The organism is Nitrobacter vulgaris, assembly GCF_031453995.1.
GTDB lineage: Bacteria > Pseudomonadota > Alphaproteobacteria > Rhizobiales > Xanthobacteraceae > Nitrobacter > Nitrobacter vulgaris.
Genome location: NZ_JAVDPZ010000008.1, coordinates 23160 through 41718 on the forward strand (window position 1 = coordinate 23160; position 18559 = coordinate 41718).

Sequence of the window (18559 nt, forward strand, 5' to 3'; positions counted from 1 at the left end):
AATTGGATCATCCTGCGGGTTGCGCGGGGATTGATTTTGGGGTCGCGTTCCGTCGCTTCAGACGCCATCCCGCTTCATTCCGATGGCATGCGCATAGGTCTGCTTGGCGGGTCGTTCAACCCGCCTCACGCCGCGCATCGTGCCGTCAGCCTGTATGCCTTGAAGCGGCTGGATCTCGACCGGGTCTGGTGGCTCGTTTCACCCGCCAATCCGCTCAAGGATGCGCGGGCGCTGCGCGCTCTCAGCGAACGCGCTGCTGCGGCGTCGGCAATGGCGAGTGATCCGCGGATCGATATCAGTTGTCTCGAAGCTGTCATCGGAACGCGCTACACCATTGACACCATAACCTATCTGCGACGCAGGTGCGCAAACGTGCGCTTTGTCTGGATCATGGGCGCCGATAATCTGGAGCAGTTTCATCGCTGGGAAAACTGGCAGCGGATCGCCGCCGCGGTGCCGATCGCAGTGGTCGATCGTCCGCCGCACAGTTTCCGCGCTCTTGCGGCGCCAGCCGCGCAGGCGCTTGCGCGATGGCGTTTGCCCGAAGCCAGGGCCGACCGATTGGCCACGCACCGCCTGCCTGCCTGGGTTTTCCTCACGGGAATGAAATCGCGGTTGTCCTCGACCGGGCTGCGGAACCGGGACGGAACATGGATGGACGGAAGCCTCAAAACATGAAGGCGCGGCCTCACTGGAATATTGAAACTTCCGCCCCTACATGCGTATTATAACCCATCGGTGCCGGGAGTCGGCGTCGGTACAGCGAAAGGAAATGGTCCCTGACCGCACCTGTATTGTCCAGGTCTGCTTCATCCTCCTCGCCGGGATCGTCGGCGCTGAAGAGAACGAAAGCCAAGACCGACGGGCCTAGAACACGAAGGACTTCGGCAGACGCCGTCATTGCGGAGGCGCAGCCGGATGTGGAACAGACCCTTGAGCTGATCCTTTCCCGCCTCGAGGATATGAAGGCGGAAGATGCGGTCACCATTGACCTACGCGGCAGGTCGGCTTTTTCGGACTACATGGTCATCGCTACCGGTCGGTCCAACCGTCATGTCGGGGCCGTCGCCGAAAATGTGGCCAAGGGCCTCAAGGATGCCGGAGTCAAGAAAGTCCATATCGAGGGCATGCCCAATTGCGACTGGGTACTGATCGATTCCGGCGGTGTGATCGTGCATGTGTTCAGGCCTGAGGTTCGTGAATTCTACAATCTCGAGAGATTGTGGATACAAAACACGGCAACGGCGAAAACGGTCTGAACCGTTCGCCGCTGCGATTCAATTATCGCATGTCAGCGTGCGCAGATGCGACTCGTCGTCGTTGCCGTAGGTCGTCTTAAGCAGGGTCCTGAGCGGGAGCTCGCCAATCGCTATCGCGGACGCATCGAGGATATCGGGCGCAAGCTTGGCTTTCGCGGCTTGGATATCCATGAAATTGCGGAAAGTCGCGCCCGCGATGTTGAGCAGCGCATTCGCGAAGAGGCGGACGCAGTTCTTGCTTTGGCTCCCGAAGAGATGGTCCTGGTGGCGCTGGACGAAAAAGGTAAAAATATCGACAGCGCCGCGTTTGCGGAACATCTTGGCCGCTGGCGGGACGAGTCGGTGGCGAGCACTGTTTTTGTCATCGGCGGCGCGGACGGACTTTCGCCTGAATTGCGGCGCAGGGCTAGATTGAGCGTTGCGTTCGGTGCTGCCACTTGGCCGCATCAGATGGTACGCGTCATGTTGCTGGAGCAGATCTACCGGGCCGCGACCATCCTGGCCGGCCATCCTTATCACCGCGGTTAGTGCGCTCGGCTGAACGCGCCGGCGCGAACGGATTAACAGAGTGCGAGCAAACGAGCGCCGATCACCTGAATTGGGACTGATCCAGGGCTTCCGTTCACGGTCCCAGGAGGTGCGATTCGGACAGTCACCTGCTTCCATGCTTGTGATCTCAGCCTGTCTGCTTGCGGGTTTTTCGTCTGCGGTTTCGTCGTCCGTGATGGCGCAGACCGGAACACCCTCGCCGGCAAACCCGTCGTCGGACGACATCAAACAGCGCGAGCGGGATCTGGACGCGATACGGGCGCAGCAAAAGAGCGCGGTTGAATTGCAGGAGCGACTGAAGGCCGACATTGCGGCGATTGGTCAAAATCGCGCCAAGCTCAATCAACAGTTGATCGATGTCGCCGCCAGTGTCCGTGACATCGAGACCAAAATTGCAGAGGCCGAAGCGCGCCTGCTGCCGCTCGATGCCCGCGAACAGGAAATCCGAGCCTCGCTGGATTCGCGGCGGTCGGAGATCGTGGAGGTGCTCGCCGCTCTCCAGCGCGCCGGCCGCCGCACACCGCCCGCTTTGCTGGTGCGGCCGGAGGATGCTTTGCAGTCTTTGCGCACCGCGATTCTGCTCGGCTCCGTTGTGCCGGAGATGCGCGTGCGCGCGGAAAAGCTCGTGGCTGATCTCGATGAACTTGTCGGCCTTCGGAAATCAATCGCTGCCGAGCGAGATCGAATGGCGGCCAATCGCGACAGCCTCAAGGACGATCAAACCCGTTTGGCGACGCTGGTGGACGAACGACAACGGCAGCAAAGCGGTATCGAAAAAAATATGGCCGTGGAGGCGGCGCGCGCGGTCGAACTGTCGCGCCAGGTCGACACGCTGCAAGGCCTGATCGCGAAGATGGAGCAGGATCTCAAGAGCGCGGCCAAGGCGGCGGCGACAGCCAGCCGGCAAGGTGTTCCGGGAGCGCTCAACGGCAAGCCGAATCTGGGTGCCCTCAAGGATCCCGGCCGGCTCAGTCCGGCTATTGCCTTTGCGTCGGCCAAGGGCTTGTTGGCGCTGCCGGTTAACGGCACGAAGATTCGTGATTTCGGCGGCTCCGATGGTGCCGGTGGCGCGGAAAAAGGCATTTCGTTAGCCGCCCGTCCTGGCGCTCAGGTCACGACACCCTGTGACGGCTGGGTAGTGTATGCGGGACCGTTCCGTAGTTATGGACAACTCTTGATCCTCAATGCCGGGGGCGGGTATCATGTGCTGATCGCCGGCATGGAGCGTATTTCGGTTAACATCGGCCAGTTCGTGTTGACCGGGGAGCCGGTAGCGACGATGGGATCGACTTCCCGTGTCGCCTCGATTCTCGCGGCAAACGCTAGTCAGCCCGTCCTCTACATTGAGTTCCGTAAGGACGGCGCTCCCATTGATCCAGCCCCGTGGTGGGTCGTAAACAAAGGTCAAAAGGTTCGCGGATGATGCGCAAGGTTTCCCTTATTGTTCTCAGCGCCGCAGCGGGTGCCGCGTTGACGCTGTTCGTGACACAGCCGCGGTCTATGACGATGGGATCAAGCGCGCGAGCCGCAACCTCGGATACCTATCGCCAGCTCAATCTGTTCGGCGATGTGTTCGAACGTGTCCGTACCGACTACGTCGAAAAGCCTGACGACAGCAAGCTGGTCGAATCGGCGATCAGCGGCATGCTCACGGGTCTTGATCCGCATTCGAGCTATATGGATGCGAAGAGCTTCCGCGACATGCAGGTGCAGACACGCGGTGAGTTTGGAGGTCTCGGCATCGAGGTCACGATGGAGGATGGCCTGGTCAAGGTGGTCTCGCCGATCGACGACACGCCGGCATCCAAGGCGGGTATCCTGGCAAACGACATCATCACCAATCTGGACGACGAGGCGGTGCAGGGACTGACCCTCAACCAGGCCGTCGACAAGATGCGCGGTCCGATCGGCACCAAGATCAGGCTAAAGATCATCCGCAAGGGACAGGACAATCCGATCGACGTGACGCTGGTGCGCGACAACATTCGCGTCCGTTCGGTCCGTTCGCGGATCGAATCAGACGACGTCGCCTATATCCGCATCACGACATTCAACGAGCAGACCACCGAGGGGCTCAAGAAGTCGATTTCCGACCTGCAAAGCCAGCTTGGCGACAAGCTCAAGGGTTACATCATCGACCTGCGCAACAACCCGGGCGGGCTGCTCGAGGAAGCGGTGACCGTTTCGGATGCCTTCCTCGATCGCGGCGAGATCGTGTCGACGCGCGGCCGCAATGCCGAGGAAACCCAGCGGCGCAGCGCACATCCCGGCGACCTCACCAAGGGCAAGCCCGTGATCGTTCTGACCAACGGCGGGTCGGCATCGGCTTCCGAAATCGTCGCCGGCGCGTTGCAGGACCACAAGCGGGCAACATTGATCGGGACCCGTTCGTTCGGCAAGGGCTCGGTGCAGACCATCATTCCGCTCGGGTCGGGCAATGGCGCGCTCCGGCTGACGACCGCGCGCTATTACACGCCATCGGGCCGTTCGATTCAGGCCAAGGGCATCGTTCCGGATATCGAGGTGCTTCAGGATGTGCCTGATGAACTGAAGTCAAGGACCGATACCAAGGGCGAGGCCTCGCTGCGGGGGCACCTCCGAAACGGCACCGACGAGAAGACAGGCTCGCAATCCTACGTCCCGCCGGACACCAAGAACGACAAGGCCCTCAAGATGGCCGATGACCTTCTGCACGGGGTCAAGATCAACGCCTCGTCACCGTCCCCCAGCAACAAGGCGGCGATTGAAAAGCCTGCAAACAAGGCAGCGAACTGATCCTTTGAAGTAATCAGGTTTTCCGGATTCGGGCGGCCTCAGGGTCGCCCGAATTCGTTTGCGAGTGGGGTCACTTCAGGCGTCGCTGCCAGATCTCGCGTTGCCGCCTTTGCGAGCGCCCATGGTATTCTCGATTCGGATGATTCGAGGGGGCCATGGCCGATACCACCGACGATCTCAGCACGCCGCTTGGACAGAACTCCGCGCCCAAGCGCCGCTTACGGCTTCCTGTCACGCTGCCACAGGCGGCCGGATTTTTGCTGGGATCGATCCTTGTCGTCTTCCTGGGCTTCGTTTTCTTCAATCACGATCCTCTCGGCGGCGAACCTGTGGCGCGGGTTGCGATCCAGCAGACCTCAGTCAGCGATGACAAGCCTGCAGCCGTCCGATCCGCGCCGAAGCAGCCGGACAGCGCCGCCGCCGTTGCCGCTCAATCCGCAACCGGACAGAAGACCATCACCATCATCGACGGGTCCAGCGGATCTCGTCAGGACGTCGTCGTCTCCGGTCCTGAGTCCAATACGGCGGACGCCGGCTCACCGGCGGCGGCAACGGGAGTTGGTCAGCATCTGTTGGAGAAGTCGCGTTATGGAATGATTCCGGTTGTCGCTGCCGACGGGCTGAAGCCTTTCAAGGCTTATGCCATGGGCACCGAGGCGGATCGCGCGAAGGCTGCAAAGACGCCGGTGGTCGCCATCGTGGTCAGCGGTCTCGGCGTCGGTGCGACGAAAACCACCGATGCAATCATGAAACTGCCGTCAGCCGTAACGCTGGCGTTCACACCCTATGGCTCTGATCCGGGTAAGATGGTGGAACAGGCGCACGCGCAACGTCACGAGGTGCTGCTGCAAGTCCCTATGGAGCCCTATGATTATCCCGACAACGACCCCGGACCGCAAACACTGCTCACGACACTTGGCGCCGAGCAGAATATCGATCGCCTTCATTGGCAGCTAAGCCGCTTTCAAGGCTATGTCGGCCTGACCAATTTCATGGGAGCGCGTTTTGTCACTGCGGCTACGGTCATGCAGCCATTCATTCGCGAGGCAGCAGGGCGGGGTCTCGGCTATCTGGACGACGGAACTGCGCCGACGAGCGTTGCGGGTCAACTTGCGGAAAGGCAGGCTATGCCTTTCGCCAAGGCCGACCTGACCATTGATGCCGTTCCGACCTCGGTAGAGATCGACAAGGCGCTCGCAAGACTTGAGGAACTGGCAATGAAGCGGGGGACCGCCGTGGGCATGACTTCGGCGCTTCCGGTTTCCATCGACCGAATTGGCGCTTGGATCAAGGGCCTCGAAAGCCGTGGCGTGATGCTTGTGCCATTGACAACCGCGATGCTGAAATCAAAATCGAGCTAGCCTTCCGCATTTGATAGAATCAGAAGCGTGGCTCTATGATTTTGGCTGACGCGTTTTCTTCACGCGAACCGGTATCCACTTCGCTCGAAAACGCTTTAATCCGAGTCCTTTCCGTTCTCAGGGCGGAGGAGGCGTGCAGGGCATTGATGGAATGGCGCGTTACGACGATCTACCCTACCGCACGTGCGTCGGCATAATGCTGTTCAACGAGAGGGGACTCGTTTTCATTGGTCGCCGCGCAGGCATTGAGCAGGTCGATGACCAACATGTCTGGCAGATGCCGCAAGGCGGCGTCGATCCCGGTGAGGACACATGGCTCGCGGCGAAACGCGAGCTCTATGAGGAGACCAGCATTCGCTCGGTCGAGAAGCTCGCCGAGGTATCTGACTGGCTGATCTATGACATTCCACGCACCGTGGCCGGACGGGCCTGGAAGGGCCGCTATCGCGGACAGCGCCAGAAGTGGTACGCGATGCGCTTCACCGGCAAGGACAACGAGATCGACGTCGCTAATCCGGGCGATGGCCACAAGCCAGAATTTATCGCCTGGCGCTGGGAGCCGATGCAGAACCTGACCCGGTTAATCGTGCCTTTCAAGCGCCCGGTCTATGAGCGCGTGGTCAAGGAATTCACGAGCCTCTCCGGCGGTTAGAGCACATGCGCGGCGCATCCGGAACCCGATCGCCGGTTACGCGGCTCAGTGCATTGCCGTCGTATTGAGCTGACTCTGAATGCTCTTGAAATGGTCCAGCCGCTCGATGGCCCTGTCGAGTTCGGAGCCCTCCTTTTCCGCCAACTGGGCTTCCATGCTCGCGACCGTGTCAGCGAACTGCGTACGATCAAGCTCCTCGATGGAGGTGGCTACGTCGGCAAGGACGGTCAGGCCCTTCTCCGAGACTTCGGCGAGGCCGCCGAGCACGATGATCTTCTGTCGTGTGCCGCCAGCGGTGACGGTCAGGATTCCGGGACGGATCGCCGCAACGACGGGCGCGTGGCCGGCAAGGACGCCGAAGTCACCCTCGACGCCGGGGATGTCGACCTGATCGACTTCGCCGGAGAAAGCGAGCTTTTCAGGGGAGACGAGATCGAAATGGAAAGTCGCCATGGTACTCAGTCTCTCTGTTGTCACCCGCGGGCTTGACCCACGGGTCCATCAGTCAAGATAGTCTGTCTATCGATGGATTGCCGGGTCATAGGCGTTCTTTAGAACGCCGTTCTTCGAACGGCTATCCCCGGCAATGACGCAGTTGTTTAAGCCGCTTCGGCCGCGAGCTTCTTGCCCTTCTCGACGGCTTCCTCGATGGTGCCGACCATATAGAACGCCGCTTCCGGCAGATGGTCGTATTTGCCTTGGCAAAGGTCGCGGAAGCCCTTGATGGTGTCGGCGAGATCGACGAACTTGCCCGGCGAGCCGGTGAACACCTCGGCGACGAAGAACGGCTGCGACAGGAAACGTTCGACCTTGCGGGCGCGGGCCACCGTGAGTTTGTCCTCTTCTGACAGTTCGTCCATGCCGAGAATGGCGATGATGTCCTGCAGCGACTTGTAACGTTGTAGAACCTGCTGCACGAGGCGCGCCGTCTGGTAGTGTTCCTCGCCGACGATCAGCGGCGACAGCATGCGCGAGGTCGAGTCGAGCGGGTCCACCGCCGGGTAGATGCCTTTTTCCGAAATGGCGCGGTTGAGCACCGTGGTCGCGTCGAGATGCGCGAACGAGGCGGCCGGCGCCGGGTCGGTCAGGTCGTCGGCAGGAACGTAAATCGCCTGCACCGAGGTGATCGAACCCTTGTTGGTGGTGGTGATGCGCTCCTGCAGCGCGCCCATGTCGGTGGCGAGCGTCGGCTGATATCCAACGGCGCTGGGGATGCGGCCGAGCAGCGCCGACACTTCAGAGCCCGCCTGCGTGAAGCGGAAGATGTTGTCGACGAAGAACAGCACGTCCTGGCCCTGGTCGCGGAAGTATTCGGCGACCGTGAGGCCGGACAGCGCAACGCGCGCACGCGCCCCGGGCGGCTCGTTCATCTGGCCATAGACCAGCGCGCACTTTGAGCCTTCGCCGCCGCCCTTCTTGTTGACACCGGATTCGATGAATTCGTGATAGAGATCGTTGCCTTCGCGGGTCCGCTCGCCGACGCCGGCGAACACCGAATAACCGCCGTGCGCCTTGGCGACGTTGTTGATCAGTTCCTGAATCAGCACCGTCTTGCCCACGCCGGCGCCGCCGAACAACCCGATCTTGCCGCCCTTGGCATAAGGCGCCAGCAGGTCCACGACCTTGATGCCGGTGACGAGAATTTCCGCCTCGGTTGACTGGTCGGTATAGGACGGCGCCTCTTGGTGAATCGGACGCAGGTCGTCGGCCTTGACCGGACCCTGCTCGTCCACGGGCTCGCCGATCACGTTCATAATGCGACCCAGCGTGCCTGCGCCGACCGGCACCCGGATCGGCGCGCCGGTGTCGGTAACGTCCTGGCCGCGCACCAGACCCTCGGTGGTGTCCATCGCGATGGTGCGCACCGTGGATTCGCCAAGATGCTGCGCTACTTCCAGAACCAGGCGGTTGTCGCCGTTCTTGGTTTCAATGGCGTTGAGAATAGCCGGCAGGTGGCCTTCGAACTGTACGTCGACGACGGCGCCGATGACCTGCGTGATGCGTCCGGTCTGATTGGCGGGGGATGCCATTAGAAATATCTCCTTAGAACTCGTTATTAGTTTGCGCGTGATCCATTCTGAAAACCGGTTTCCACTTTTCAGGATCAAGCGCTTTAGACGGCGGTCAATTTGACGGGCACATTACCCCTGGTCGCCTTGGAATAAGGACAGATGGTGTGAGCGTCTTCGATCAGCGCTTGCAGCTTCGCCTTGTCGGCACCGGGCAGAGCGACCTTCAATTCGGCAGCGAGCGAGAATGCGCCGTCATCGATATTAAGCGTGACTTCGCAGGTAACCCTGGCGGCCTGCCCGTCGAGACCATGCTTCTTCGCCAGAACGAGAATGGCCTGTCCAAAGCAGGAGGACCAGCCAAGCGCGAACAGCTGTTCCGGATTGTGGCCATCGCCGGCACCGCCGAGATCCTTCGGAAGCGCCATCGCCAATGCCAGCGCACCGCCGTCGAGGACGGCGCGGCCATTGCGGCCGCCGCTCGTTGTCGCCTTCGTGACGTAAGCCATGAACGCTCCTGCTGCTAGATGGCCTCGGCGCCGGAGATGATTTCGATCAGCTCCTTGGTGATCATCGCCTGGCGGGTCCGGTTGTAAACCAGCGTTTGCTTGCGGATCATGTCGCCCGCGTTACGCGTCGCGTTGTCCATCGCCGTCATCTGTGCGCCGTAGAACGAGGCGTTGTTCTCCAGAAGCGCGCGGAAAATCTGCACCGCGAGATTGCGCGGAAGCAGCCGGTCGAGAATCTCATCCTCTTCCGGCTCGTATTCGTAGGATGGCGCCGCATCGCCATTTCCGGCCGCGGCCTCGACCGCAAGCGGAATGACCTGTTGGGCGGTCGGAATCTGTGCAATGACGGACTGGAAGCGCGAATAGAACAGGGTGCAGACGTCGAACTCGCCGGCGTCGAAACGAGCCAGCACTTTCTCTGCAATCGCTTCGGCATTGACGAAGCCGAGCTGGCGCACCGAGCGCAGTTCGACGGTCTCGACGATCTGCTTGTCGAAGTTGCGGCGAAGCTGCTCGTAACCCTTTCGCCCGACACAGAAGAACTTGACCTCCTTGCCCTGGTTCATCAAGGCGAAGGCCCTTTCACGGGCCAGGCGGACGATGGCCGAGTTGAACGCGCCGGACAGGCCGCGCTCTCCGGTGCAGACCAGAAGCAAGTGAACTTGATCCTTACCGGTGCCGACCAGAAGCGGCGACGCGTTGGGCGAACCGGCCGCGGCGCTGGCGATGTTTGAAATCACCGTGTCCATTTTTTCGGCGTAGGGCCGCGCTGCTTCCGCGGCGTTCTGCGCGCGGCGGAGTTTGGAGGCCGCCACCATCTGCATGGCTTTGGTAATCTTTTGTGTCGCCTTGGTAGAGGCGATGCGGACCCGCATGTCTTTAAGGCTGGCCATCGATAACCCTGTCTATCTCCTGCTCGGCCTTTCGCCTCTCTCGCTTGCGGGGAGGGCGAGGGAGGGGTCCGACGCGATGTGTATCACTTGTTCCATTCCACCGGCCGCGCCGGTTGATCTCCCAAAAACGGGAGATGTGAAAGGATCAAGCAAAGGTCTTGGCGTAACCCTCGACGGCAGCCTTGAGCTTGGCGGCGGTATCGTCACTCAGGTCACGGCTTTCACGGATGGCATTGAGAATGTCGGCGTTCTTGCCGCGCAGCAACGACAAGAGCCCGTCCTCAAACGCGCGCACCTTGTTGAGCGGCAGCGGATCAAGATAGCCGTTGGTGCCGGCCCAGATCACAACGACCTGCTCCTCCATCTTCAGCGGCGAGAACTGCGGCTGCTTCAGGAGTTCGGTCAGGCGCGAGCCGCGGTTGAGCAGGCGCTGGGTCGAGGCGTCGAGGTCGGAGCCAAACTGCGCGAAAGCCGCCATTTCGCGGTACTGCGCGAGTTCGCCCTTGATCTTGCCGGCGACCTTCTTCATCGCCTTGGTCTGCGCCGACGAGCCGACACGCGACACCGAAAGACCGACGTTCACCGCGGGACGGATGCCCTGGAAGAACAGGTCGGTTTCGAGGAAGATCTGGCCGTCGGTGATTGAAATCACGTTGGTTGGAATGTAGGCCGACACGTCGTTGGCCTGAGTCTCGATCACCGGCAGCGCGGTCAGCGAGCCGTTGCCCTGGCTGTCGTTCAGCTTGGCGGCGCGTTCCAGAAGGCGGGAATGCAGGTAGAACACGTCGCCCGGATAGGCTTCGCGGCCCGGCGGGCGGCGCAGCAAAAGCGACATTTGACGATAGGCGACGGCCTGCTTGGAGAGGTCGTCATAAATAATGACGGCGTGCATGGCGTTGTCGCGGAAGTATTCGCCCATGGTGCAGCCGGTGAACGGCGCGAGGTACTGCATCGGGGCCGGATCGGACGCGGTCGCGGCGACGACGATCGAATATTCCAGCGCACCCTGCTCTTCGAGCACCTTGACGAACTGCGCCACGGTGGAACGCTTCTGGCCGACCGCGACGTAGACGCAGTAGAGCTTCTGGCTCTCCGGGGCGCCAGCGACGTTCAGCGGCTTCTGATTGAGAATGGTGTCCAGCGCAATCGCGGTTTTGCCAGTCTGGCGGTCGCCGATGATCAACTCGCGCTGTCCGCGGCCGATCGGGATCAAGGCGTCGATGGCCTTGAGGCCGGTCGCCATCGGCTCGTGCACCGACTTGCGCGGAATGATGCCGGGAGCCTTGACGTCAACGCGCTTGCGCTCGGTGCCCTGGATCGGACCCTTGCCGTCGATCGGATTGCCCAGCGCATCGACCACGCGGCCGAGCAGGCCTTTGCCGACCGGCGTGTCGACGATGGCGCGGGTGCGCTTGACGGTCTGACCCTCTTTGATCTCGCGGTCGGCGCCAAAAATCACGATACCGACATTGTCGGTTTCGAGGTTCAGCGCCATGCCGCGCGTGCCGTTTTCGAACTCGACCATCTCGCCGGCCTGGATGTTGTCGAGGCCGTAGACGCGGGCAATACCGTCGCCGACGGACAGCACCTGTCCGACTTCCGAAACTTCGGCTTCTTTGCCGAAATTCTTGATCTGATCCTTCAGGATCGCGGAAATTTCCGCGGCGCGGATGTCCATCAGCCTGCCTCTTTCATCGCGTGCTTAATCGAATTGAGTTTGGTCCGGAGCGAAGTATCCACCATGCGGCTGCCGAGCTTGACGACAAGTCCGCCGATGATGGACGGATCGACTTTCACGTTGAGCGTGATGTCCTTGCCCGTCACTGATTTCAGCGCGGTTTTCAGCGCGTCCAGATTCTTGTCGTTGAGCTTCTCGGCGACGGTAACCTCTGCCGTGGCCTCGCCCTTGAACTTCGCGACCAGCGCGCGAAACGCCCGGATCACGTCGGCAACCGCGAACAGCCGGCGGTTGGCGGCCAGGACTTTCAGGAAGTTTGCGGTCGTGCCGCCGATCCCGGCCTTGCTCAGCACGGCGGAGAGTGCCTTGCTTTGCGTATCGGCGCTGAAAACCGGACTGCGCACGAGGCGCACAAGTTCAGCGCTGTCCGCCAACATGGCATCGAACTTGTCGAGGTCGGCCTTGACGGCGTCGATCGATTTGTCTTCGCGCGCCAGTTCGAACAAGGCCGTCGCATAACGGCCGGACACACCAGAAACCGAGGGATCTACAGCAGCCACCAGAGCGCTCTTCAAGCTGTCAAACTCGCAGGGGAAAAGCCGTCGCCGAACAAGCGGCGCCAAAGCGGCCCAAGCCCTTGGAATTCAAGAGGGACTTCGATTTCCGGCCGACACGAGCGTACCGGCAGCGTTAAAATCGCGGCTTTGCTAACATAGCGCGCGCGCAGGTGCAATATGACGGCGGCGTGCGGCGATGCCTTGTCGCATGGCGTCGGATTCAACCGGTGTTGGAAGTTCGGTCGGTCAATCGCGCGAAGCACAAGGCGCATTCCTGCGTACAGTCATTCGGTTGGCAAATGCTGCGTCAGGACAAAAGCAATCAGACCCTTGCCATGGCGGTTTCTCTACACGGCTGAGCCAAGCTTAGTGCCTAGGCGCGCTCCGCAGTACTTAATGAATGGTCACTGATCCAACGCTATAACTTTCTTTTACAGTATATTGATGTATATTATCATGTATATTTTATTAATATATGTATTGTCACGATTAGTGGACGAATCCATCTCGATCAAAAGATATTTCATCCGAGTCACGAAGCAATTCCTTGCCCATTTTACGCCTTAGTTTGAGGATCAACCCTGCCGCGACGAAAAAGTCAGGGGTTTCACTTGCCGCAGGGGCGGCAATACTTTCAAGGGTCCTTCAATGTTGTACTCGCAAAAGACGACCTTAGGGTTTCTCATCCGGCCGCGTACGTTGGCCGCCGTGATCGCCGCAAGCGTTTTGATTGCAGGCAGCGTCACCGGGGCATCGGCCCGGTCGAGCAACCATCATCGGCATCACCACCACCATCAGGGGCATTATGCGAAGAGCCACGGCATCAGCGGATCGTCCTGGTTGAACGCCAATGCTTCTTTTGGAAGCTCGGCCCATTCGAGTCGATCGTTCTCTGGCATGGCCTCCTATTACGGCAATGAAGCCGGCAGCCGCACCGCATCCGGCCAGCGCTTCAATCAGAACGCCATGACCGCCGCCCATCGCCATCTGCCGTTCGGAACCAGGCTGAGGGTCACCCATGGCAGCCGCAGCGTGGTCGTCACCGTCAATGATCGCGGTCCGTTCATCCGCGGTCGTGTGCTGGATCTTTCCAAAGGTGCCGCCCGCGTGATCGGCTTGACCGGCAGCGGCGTCGGCCGTGTGGTCGCCGAGGTCATGTAAGTCCCGCGCCAAGGCGTTTTCCGGGCAAGCGGCGTCCGGAAATTTCTTTGAAGGCCGAATAGGAAAGCTGTGGTCACCTGTTCGGCCCTTCGCGCAGGTCATGGCTTGCCGGGGCCGGAGTTGGCCTCGGTCCGATTCCACATGAGCGCCTCGCGATGGACCGGTCGTCTGACGGATCGGCTGGTCGTCCGCGAGGACGAGGCGCGTCGGTGAACCGGAGTGCTCGAAAGCGCTGCTAGAGAAAGCTCTGCGGATCAATATCCACTTCGAGCTTGAGATTGCCCCTTGTCTTCGGCGCAGACGCGAGCCAGCCGCGCAAATAGCCGGAGAGGTCCACGCTGCGCGCCGACTTCACCAGCAGACGAAATCGATAGCGCCCCTTGATCAGGGCAAGCGGCGCTTCTGCCGGTCCGAGTACCTGAATGTCCTTGTCGATCGGCGCGATTGCGACGAGCCGGCGGGCGAAGCTCTCTGCGCTCGGGCGGTCGCCTGCGGATATGATCAGGCTGGCCAGTCGGCCGAACGGCGGGTAGCCGGTCCGCTCCCGCGCGGCGATTTCGCTGGAATAGAACGCCTCGCGGTCGCTCGCGACCAGCGCCTTCATTACGGGATGTTCGGGCTGGTGGGTTTGCAGATAGCCGATGCCATGGCCCTGCTCGCGGCCGGTGCGCCCGATCACCTGATTGAGCAGTTGGAAGGTTCGCTCGGCGGCGCGAGGGTCGCCGTTGCCGAGGCCCAGGTCGGCATCGACCACTCCGACGAGGTTCAGGCGCGGAAAATGGTGTCCCTTCGCCACAAGCTGCGTGCCGATGATGATGTCGACGCGGCCCTCCGCGATGTCATTCAACTCCGAGCGCATGGTCTCGATCGAGGTGATCAGGTCGCTCGACAGCACCATGGTGCGCGCGTCGGGGAATAGTGCGGCGGCCTCCTCCTGCAACCGTTCGACTCCGGGGCCGACCGCGACCAGCGATTCCTCCGCCGCGCAATGCGGGCATTGATTCGGGCGCGGCATTGAGAAGCCGCAGTGATGGCATACGAGCCGCTGACGGAAGCGATGATCCACGAGCCAGGCATCGCAGATGGTGCAGGCGAAGCGGTGGCCGCAGGCGCGGCACAAGGTCAACGGCGCATAGCCGCGGCGATTGAGAAACAGCAGCGCCTGCTCGCGCCGCTCGATGGCGGTCCGAATCTCTTCGGCCAGACGCGGAGAAATGAAGCGGCCGCGCGACGGTCCCTCGCGCCGAAGATCGATCAGTTCGATCTGTGGCAAATGCTGACCGCCGAACCGGGATGTCAGCGCGATGCGCTGGTAGCGTCCCTTGCGCGCATTGACCTCGCTTTCGACGGATGGCGTCGCCGAGGCCAGTATGATCGGAATCTTCGCGACATATGCGCGAACCACGGCCATGTCGCGGGCGTGATAGCGCACGCCCTCGTCCTGCTTGTAGGCTTGATCGTGCTCCTCGTCGACGATGATCAGTCCGAGGTTAGCGTAGGGAAGAAACAGCGCGGAGCGGGCGCCGACCACAACCTGCGCCTCGCCCGCCGCAATGGCTGCCCAGTTGCGCGCGCGGGTGCGCGGCGTCAATTCGGAATGCCATTCCAGCGGCCGCTCGCCGAAGCGGGCGACGAAACGGTCGCGGAACTGCCCCGTCAACGCAATCTCGGGCATCAAGATCAAAGCCTGCTTGCCGCGGCGGACGGTTTCGGCGACCGCTTCGAAATAGACTTCGGTCTTTCCGGAGCCGGTCACGCCATCCAGCAGCGCGACGTGGAACGTGCCGTTTGACGCCAGCGTGCGCATGGCGTCCACGGCCGCTCGCTGCGAGCGGGAAAAGTCGGGGACGGCGAAGTCGGGATCGGGCGGCGGGGGCGGCGGCGCACGCGGCATTGGCTGGATTGTCAGCGTGCCTTCGTCGACAAGACCATCGACGACGCCGGTGCTGACGCCCGCTTCCTTGGCCGCATCGGATTTTGCACGCAGCAACCCATCCGACAGGACTTCCAGCAGCCGCCGTCGTGCCGGGGTCATGCGTTGGGGCGGCTCGCCGCTCAGCCGCACGCCTGGTCGCGTCCGCTCCGGCCCGAGCTGTTCGCCCATCCGCAGGCTCATGCGCATGACCATGCCGCGCGGCGACAATGTGTAGTTGGCGACCCAGTCGATCAGCGCGCGGAGTTCGTCCCTGAGCGGAGGTACATCGAGCTTGTCGGAGATGTCCTTCAAGCGGTTGTGCAGGCGCGGATCGGGGGCGGGATTCTCGGCCCAGACCACGGCGACCACCTCGCGGGGGCCGAGCGGCACCGTCACCACGTCGCCGGGCCGCACCTCCATGCCGCTCGGCACGCGATAGGAATAGGCATGATCGATCGCAACGGGAACCAGCACATCGACGATGCGCGTCGTCGATGACGGGAATGTGCCATTGCGCGAAGAACGGTCCATCCGGAGAATCGGCCTCTGTCGGGAGTGGCGGACAGCTTAGAGCCTTTCCGCTCCTGACGAAATCAGAAGCGGAGCGCTATCATTTTGATCTCACGCATTTTCTTCACGCGAACCGGTATTCATCCTCGGGTCAAGCCCGAGGACATGCTTCACTCGAAAACGCTATGGGAGGGCCGGCGCCATAGGCCTGCCGGTGGGAAAGTTAGCGAAGGATAAACGAAAGCGGCGCGATATAACCGCCAGACTTATAGGCAAGGTGCGAAGATGGCGAGACTCGCAGATCCGCTACCAGATCTCGCCTGCACGGCGTCGGACGTCGGGCAGCAAATCGTGCGATGGCTGGCGCATCTGCGTGCCGAGCGTCGGCTGTCGCCAAAGACGCTTGAAGCCTATGCGCGCGATGTTCGGCAATGCCTGATGTTTCTCGGCCAGCACTGGGGCGAGTTGGTGACTTTGAAGCGTTTCGCCGCGCTCGAGCCAGGCGATATCAGAGCCTTCATGGCCGCGCGACGCGCGGAGGACATTGGTGGCCGCTCGTTGATGCGTTCGCTGGCGGGGCTGCGTTCATTCGCGCGATTTCTGGAACGGGAAGGGCTCGGCAAGATCGGTGCGCTCGGCGCAATCCGCGCGCCGAAGGTTGGCAAGAGCCTCCCGAAGCCGATCCATATGAGCGCGGCGAAGCGTTTTGCCGACGCGTCCGAGCGGGCCGGCGAGGACCGCGATCCCTGGATCTGGGCACGCGATGCAGCCGTCATGGCGCTATTGTACGGGTCTGGCCTGCGCATTTCCGAAGCGCTCGGGCTGAAGCGCCGCGATGTGCCGCAGCCCGGCGCCGGCGACGTTCTGGTGGTCACCGGGAAGGGCAACAAGACGCGGATGGTGCCGGTGCTGCAGAACGTGCTGGCGCTGGTTCATGAGTATATGGCGATGTGCCCGCATTTGCTGCCGCCGGAAGGGCCGATCTTCGTCGGCGCGCGGGGCGGGCCGCTCAGGGCCCGCATCATCCAGCTTGTGATGGCGCGGATGCGTGGCGCGCTCGGTCTGCCCGACAGCGCAACGCCCCATGCGCTGCGCCATTCATTCGCGACGCATCTCTTAAGCCGCGGCGGTGATTTGCGCGCGATTCAGGAACTGCTTGGCCACGCGTCGCTCTCGACCACGCAGATCTACACCGGCATCGACAGCGAGCGGCTGCTGGAAGTCTACAGGACGGCACATCCCCGCGCCTGACCGAAGATCGCGGTGCAGACAACTCCTCGGTCTCACATATGAATGGCTCGTTTGCCGACTGCGAGGGCGGCTTCCTTGATCGCTTCCGATCGCGTCGGGTGCGCGTGGCAGGTGCGCGCGAGGTCTTCCGCCGATCCGCCGAACTCCATCAGCACGCAAGCCTCGTGGATCAGTTCGCCAGCCTCTCGGCCGATGATGTGAACGCCGAGCACTCGATCGGTTTTCGCGTCCGCGAGAATCTTCACAAAGCCGTCGGTGGTCTGGTTGACCTTGGAGCGGCCATTTGCCGTGAACGGAAACTTGCCAACGGTATAGGCTATGCCGGCCTGCTTCAGCTCCTCCTCGGTCTTGCCGACCGATGAAGCCTCGGGCGTTGTGTAGATCACGCTGGGGATCACGTCGTAGTTCACATGGCCGGCCTGGCCTGCGAGGATTTCCGCGCACGCCACGCCTTCGTCCTCGGCCTTGTGCGCCAGCATCGGTCCCTTGACGACGTCGCCGATGGCGTAGATGCCTTTCACGCTGGTCGCAAAATGCGCGTCGATCTCCACGCGGCCGCGCTCGTCGAGCGCGACGCCTGCCTCCTTCAGGCCGAGGCCGTCGGTGTAGGGCGTGCGGCCGATCGCGACCAGAACCACGTCGGCTTCGATTGTCTCTGCCGCACCGCCTGCGGCGGGTTCGACCTGTGCCATCAGCGTCTTGCCAGATGTATCGACGCCCGTGACCTTGGCGCCGAGCTTGAATGCAAAGCCTTGCTTTTCGAGAAGGCGCTGAAACTGCTTTGCGATTTCGCCGTCCATACCGGGCAGGATGCGATCGAGAAATTCCACCACCGTGACCTGAGCGCCGAGGCGGCGCCACGCCGAGCCGAGTTCGAGGCCGATCACGCCGGCGCCGACGATCAGAAGCTTGCCCGGCACCTTGTCGAGCGATAGAGCGCCGGTGGACGACACGATGCGCTTTTCGTCGATCTCAAGGCCCTTGAGCTTCGCGACATCGGAGCCGGTGGCGATCACGATGTTTTTCGTCTCAACAGTTTGGGTCTTGCCGTCGGCGACCGTCACTTCGACCTTGCCGGCACCGAGAATTCTGCCGGTGCCGCTGATGACGTCGATTTTGTTCTTCTTCATCAGGTACTCGACGCCCTTGACGTTGCCGTCGATGCCCTGCTGTTTGAAATTCATCATCGCGGGCAAATCGAGTTTGGGAGCAGATACGCCGATGCCCATTTTTGCGAACGAATGTCCGGCTTCCTCGAACATTTCAGAGGCGTGCAACAAGGCTTTCGACGGCATGCAGCCGACATTGAGGCAGGTGCCGCCAAGCGTCGGGTTCTTCTCGACCACGGCGACCTTCATGCCGAGCTGCGCCGCGCGAATGGCGCAGACATAGCCGCCGGGACCGGTGCCGATAACGATGAGGTCGTAAGTCGCCATGGTCTCAGATCCTGTCGTTTCAATCCTTGTGCCAGACGATGGCG

General features: G+C 61.7%; 17 protein-coding genes. 9 read left to right on the forward strand and 8 right to left on the reverse strand.

Annotated elements, in window-relative coordinates; translation table 11 throughout:
- The first annotated feature begins 87 nt into the window (after window positions 1-87).
- The 7 genes from GGQ85_RS06910 (at window position 88) to GGQ85_RS06940 (ending at window position 6596) form a co-directional block, all read left to right on the forward strand.
- On the forward strand, window positions 88-678 hold the full coding sequence (locus GGQ85_RS06910) for a nicotinate-nucleotide adenylyltransferase (protein ID WP_309773908.1): 591 nt from the start codon (window positions 88-90) through the stop codon (window positions 676-678).
- A gap of 242 nt (window positions 679-920) precedes the next feature.
- Entirely contained in the window at window positions 921-1259 is a 339-nt protein-coding gene (rsfS, locus tag GGQ85_RS06915) for a ribosome silencing factor (protein WP_374708854.1), read from the forward strand.
- 45 nt (window positions 1260-1304) lie between these two features.
- Window positions 1305-1787 (forward strand): 23S rRNA (pseudouridine(1915)-N(3))-methyltransferase RlmH, encoded by a 483-nt coding sequence (rlmH, locus tag GGQ85_RS06920; protein ID WP_309773909.1) that lies wholly within the window; start codon window positions 1305-1307, stop codon window positions 1785-1787.
- Window positions 1788-1923: 136 nt separating this feature from the next.
- Window positions 1924-3231, forward strand: a complete 1308-nt coding sequence (locus GGQ85_RS06925; RefSeq protein WP_309773910.1) for a murein hydrolase activator EnvC family protein — start codon at window positions 1924-1926, stop codon at window positions 3229-3231.
- Entirely contained in the window at window positions 3228-4583 is a 1356-nt protein-coding gene (locus tag GGQ85_RS06930) for a S41 family peptidase (protein ID WP_079445565.1), read from the forward strand. The genes GGQ85_RS06925 and GGQ85_RS06930 overlap by 4 nt, the downstream gene beginning before the upstream one ends.
- Before the next feature lie 155 nt (window positions 4584-4738).
- On the forward strand, window positions 4739-5944 hold the full coding sequence (locus GGQ85_RS06935; RefSeq protein WP_309773911.1) for a divergent polysaccharide deacetylase family protein: 1206 nt from the start codon (window positions 4739-4741) through the stop codon (window positions 5942-5944).
- 151 nt (window positions 5945-6095) lie between these two features.
- Window positions 6096-6596 (forward strand): RNA pyrophosphohydrolase, encoded by a 501-nt coding sequence (locus GGQ85_RS06940; protein WP_079445567.1) that lies wholly within the window; start codon window positions 6096-6098, stop codon window positions 6594-6596.
- A 45-nt stretch (window positions 6597-6641) separates the two neighbouring features.
- Here the strand turns inward: GGQ85_RS06940 and GGQ85_RS06945 are convergent, their stop codons facing one another.
- The 6 genes from GGQ85_RS06945 to GGQ85_RS06970 form a co-directional block, all read right to left on the reverse strand.
- Window positions 6642-7049 (reverse strand): F0F1 ATP synthase subunit epsilon, encoded by a 408-nt coding sequence (locus GGQ85_RS06945; RefSeq protein ID WP_079445568.1) that lies wholly within the window; start codon window positions 7047-7049, stop codon window positions 6642-6644.
- A 146-nt stretch (window positions 7050-7195) separates the two neighbouring features.
- Entirely contained in the window at window positions 7196-8626 is a 1431-nt protein-coding gene (atpD, locus tag GGQ85_RS06950) for a F0F1 ATP synthase subunit beta (RefSeq protein WP_309773912.1), read from the reverse strand.
- 83 nt (window positions 8627-8709) lie between these two features.
- A complete protein-coding gene (locus tag GGQ85_RS06955; RefSeq protein WP_309773913.1) occupies window positions 8710-9114 on the reverse strand; it encodes an organic hydroperoxide resistance protein in 405 nt (134 codons plus the stop codon).
- Between the two features lie 14 nt (window positions 9115-9128).
- Complete coding sequence (locus tag GGQ85_RS06960; RefSeq protein ID WP_079445571.1) at window positions 9129-10007, reverse strand: F0F1 ATP synthase subunit gamma; 879 nt, start codon at window positions 10005-10007, stop codon at window positions 9129-9131.
- A gap of 145 nt (window positions 10008-10152) precedes the next feature.
- Window positions 10153-11685 (reverse strand): F0F1 ATP synthase subunit alpha, encoded by a 1533-nt coding sequence (gene atpA, locus GGQ85_RS06965; protein ID WP_079445572.1) that lies wholly within the window; start codon window positions 11683-11685, stop codon window positions 10153-10155.
- Complete coding sequence (locus GGQ85_RS06970) at window positions 11685-12245, reverse strand: F0F1 ATP synthase subunit delta (RefSeq protein ID WP_309773914.1); 561 nt, start codon at window positions 12243-12245, stop codon at window positions 11685-11687. The genes atpA and GGQ85_RS06970 overlap by 1 nt, the downstream gene beginning before the upstream one ends.
- Window positions 12246-12890: 645 nt before the next feature.
- Between GGQ85_RS06970 and GGQ85_RS06975 the strand changes: the two genes are divergently transcribed.
- A complete protein-coding gene (locus GGQ85_RS06975; RefSeq protein ID WP_309773915.1) occupies window positions 12891-13403 on the forward strand; it encodes a septal ring lytic transglycosylase RlpA family protein in 513 nt (170 codons plus the stop codon).
- Between the two features lie 235 nt (window positions 13404-13638).
- Here the strand turns inward: GGQ85_RS06975 and GGQ85_RS06980 are convergent, their stop codons facing one another.
- On the reverse strand, window positions 13639-15849 hold the full coding sequence (locus GGQ85_RS06980) for a primosomal protein N' (protein WP_309773916.1): 2211 nt from the start codon (window positions 15847-15849) through the stop codon (window positions 13639-13641).
- A gap of 264 nt (window positions 15850-16113) precedes the next feature.
- Here GGQ85_RS06980 and GGQ85_RS06985 point away from each other — a divergent pair, with 264 nt between their 5' ends.
- The gene (locus GGQ85_RS06985) at window positions 16114-17079 is read left to right on the forward strand and encodes a tyrosine recombinase XerC (RefSeq protein WP_309773917.1); all 966 of its coding nucleotides are present in this window, start codon (window positions 16114-16116) and stop codon (window positions 17077-17079) included.
- 32 nt (window positions 17080-17111) lie between these two features.
- Here the strand turns inward: GGQ85_RS06985 and lpdA are convergent, their stop codons facing one another.
- Window positions 17112-18515, reverse strand: a complete 1404-nt coding sequence (gene lpdA, locus GGQ85_RS06990; RefSeq protein WP_309773918.1) for a dihydrolipoyl dehydrogenase — start codon at window positions 18513-18515, stop codon at window positions 17112-17114.
- Window positions 18516-18559: the final 44 nt, after the last annotated feature.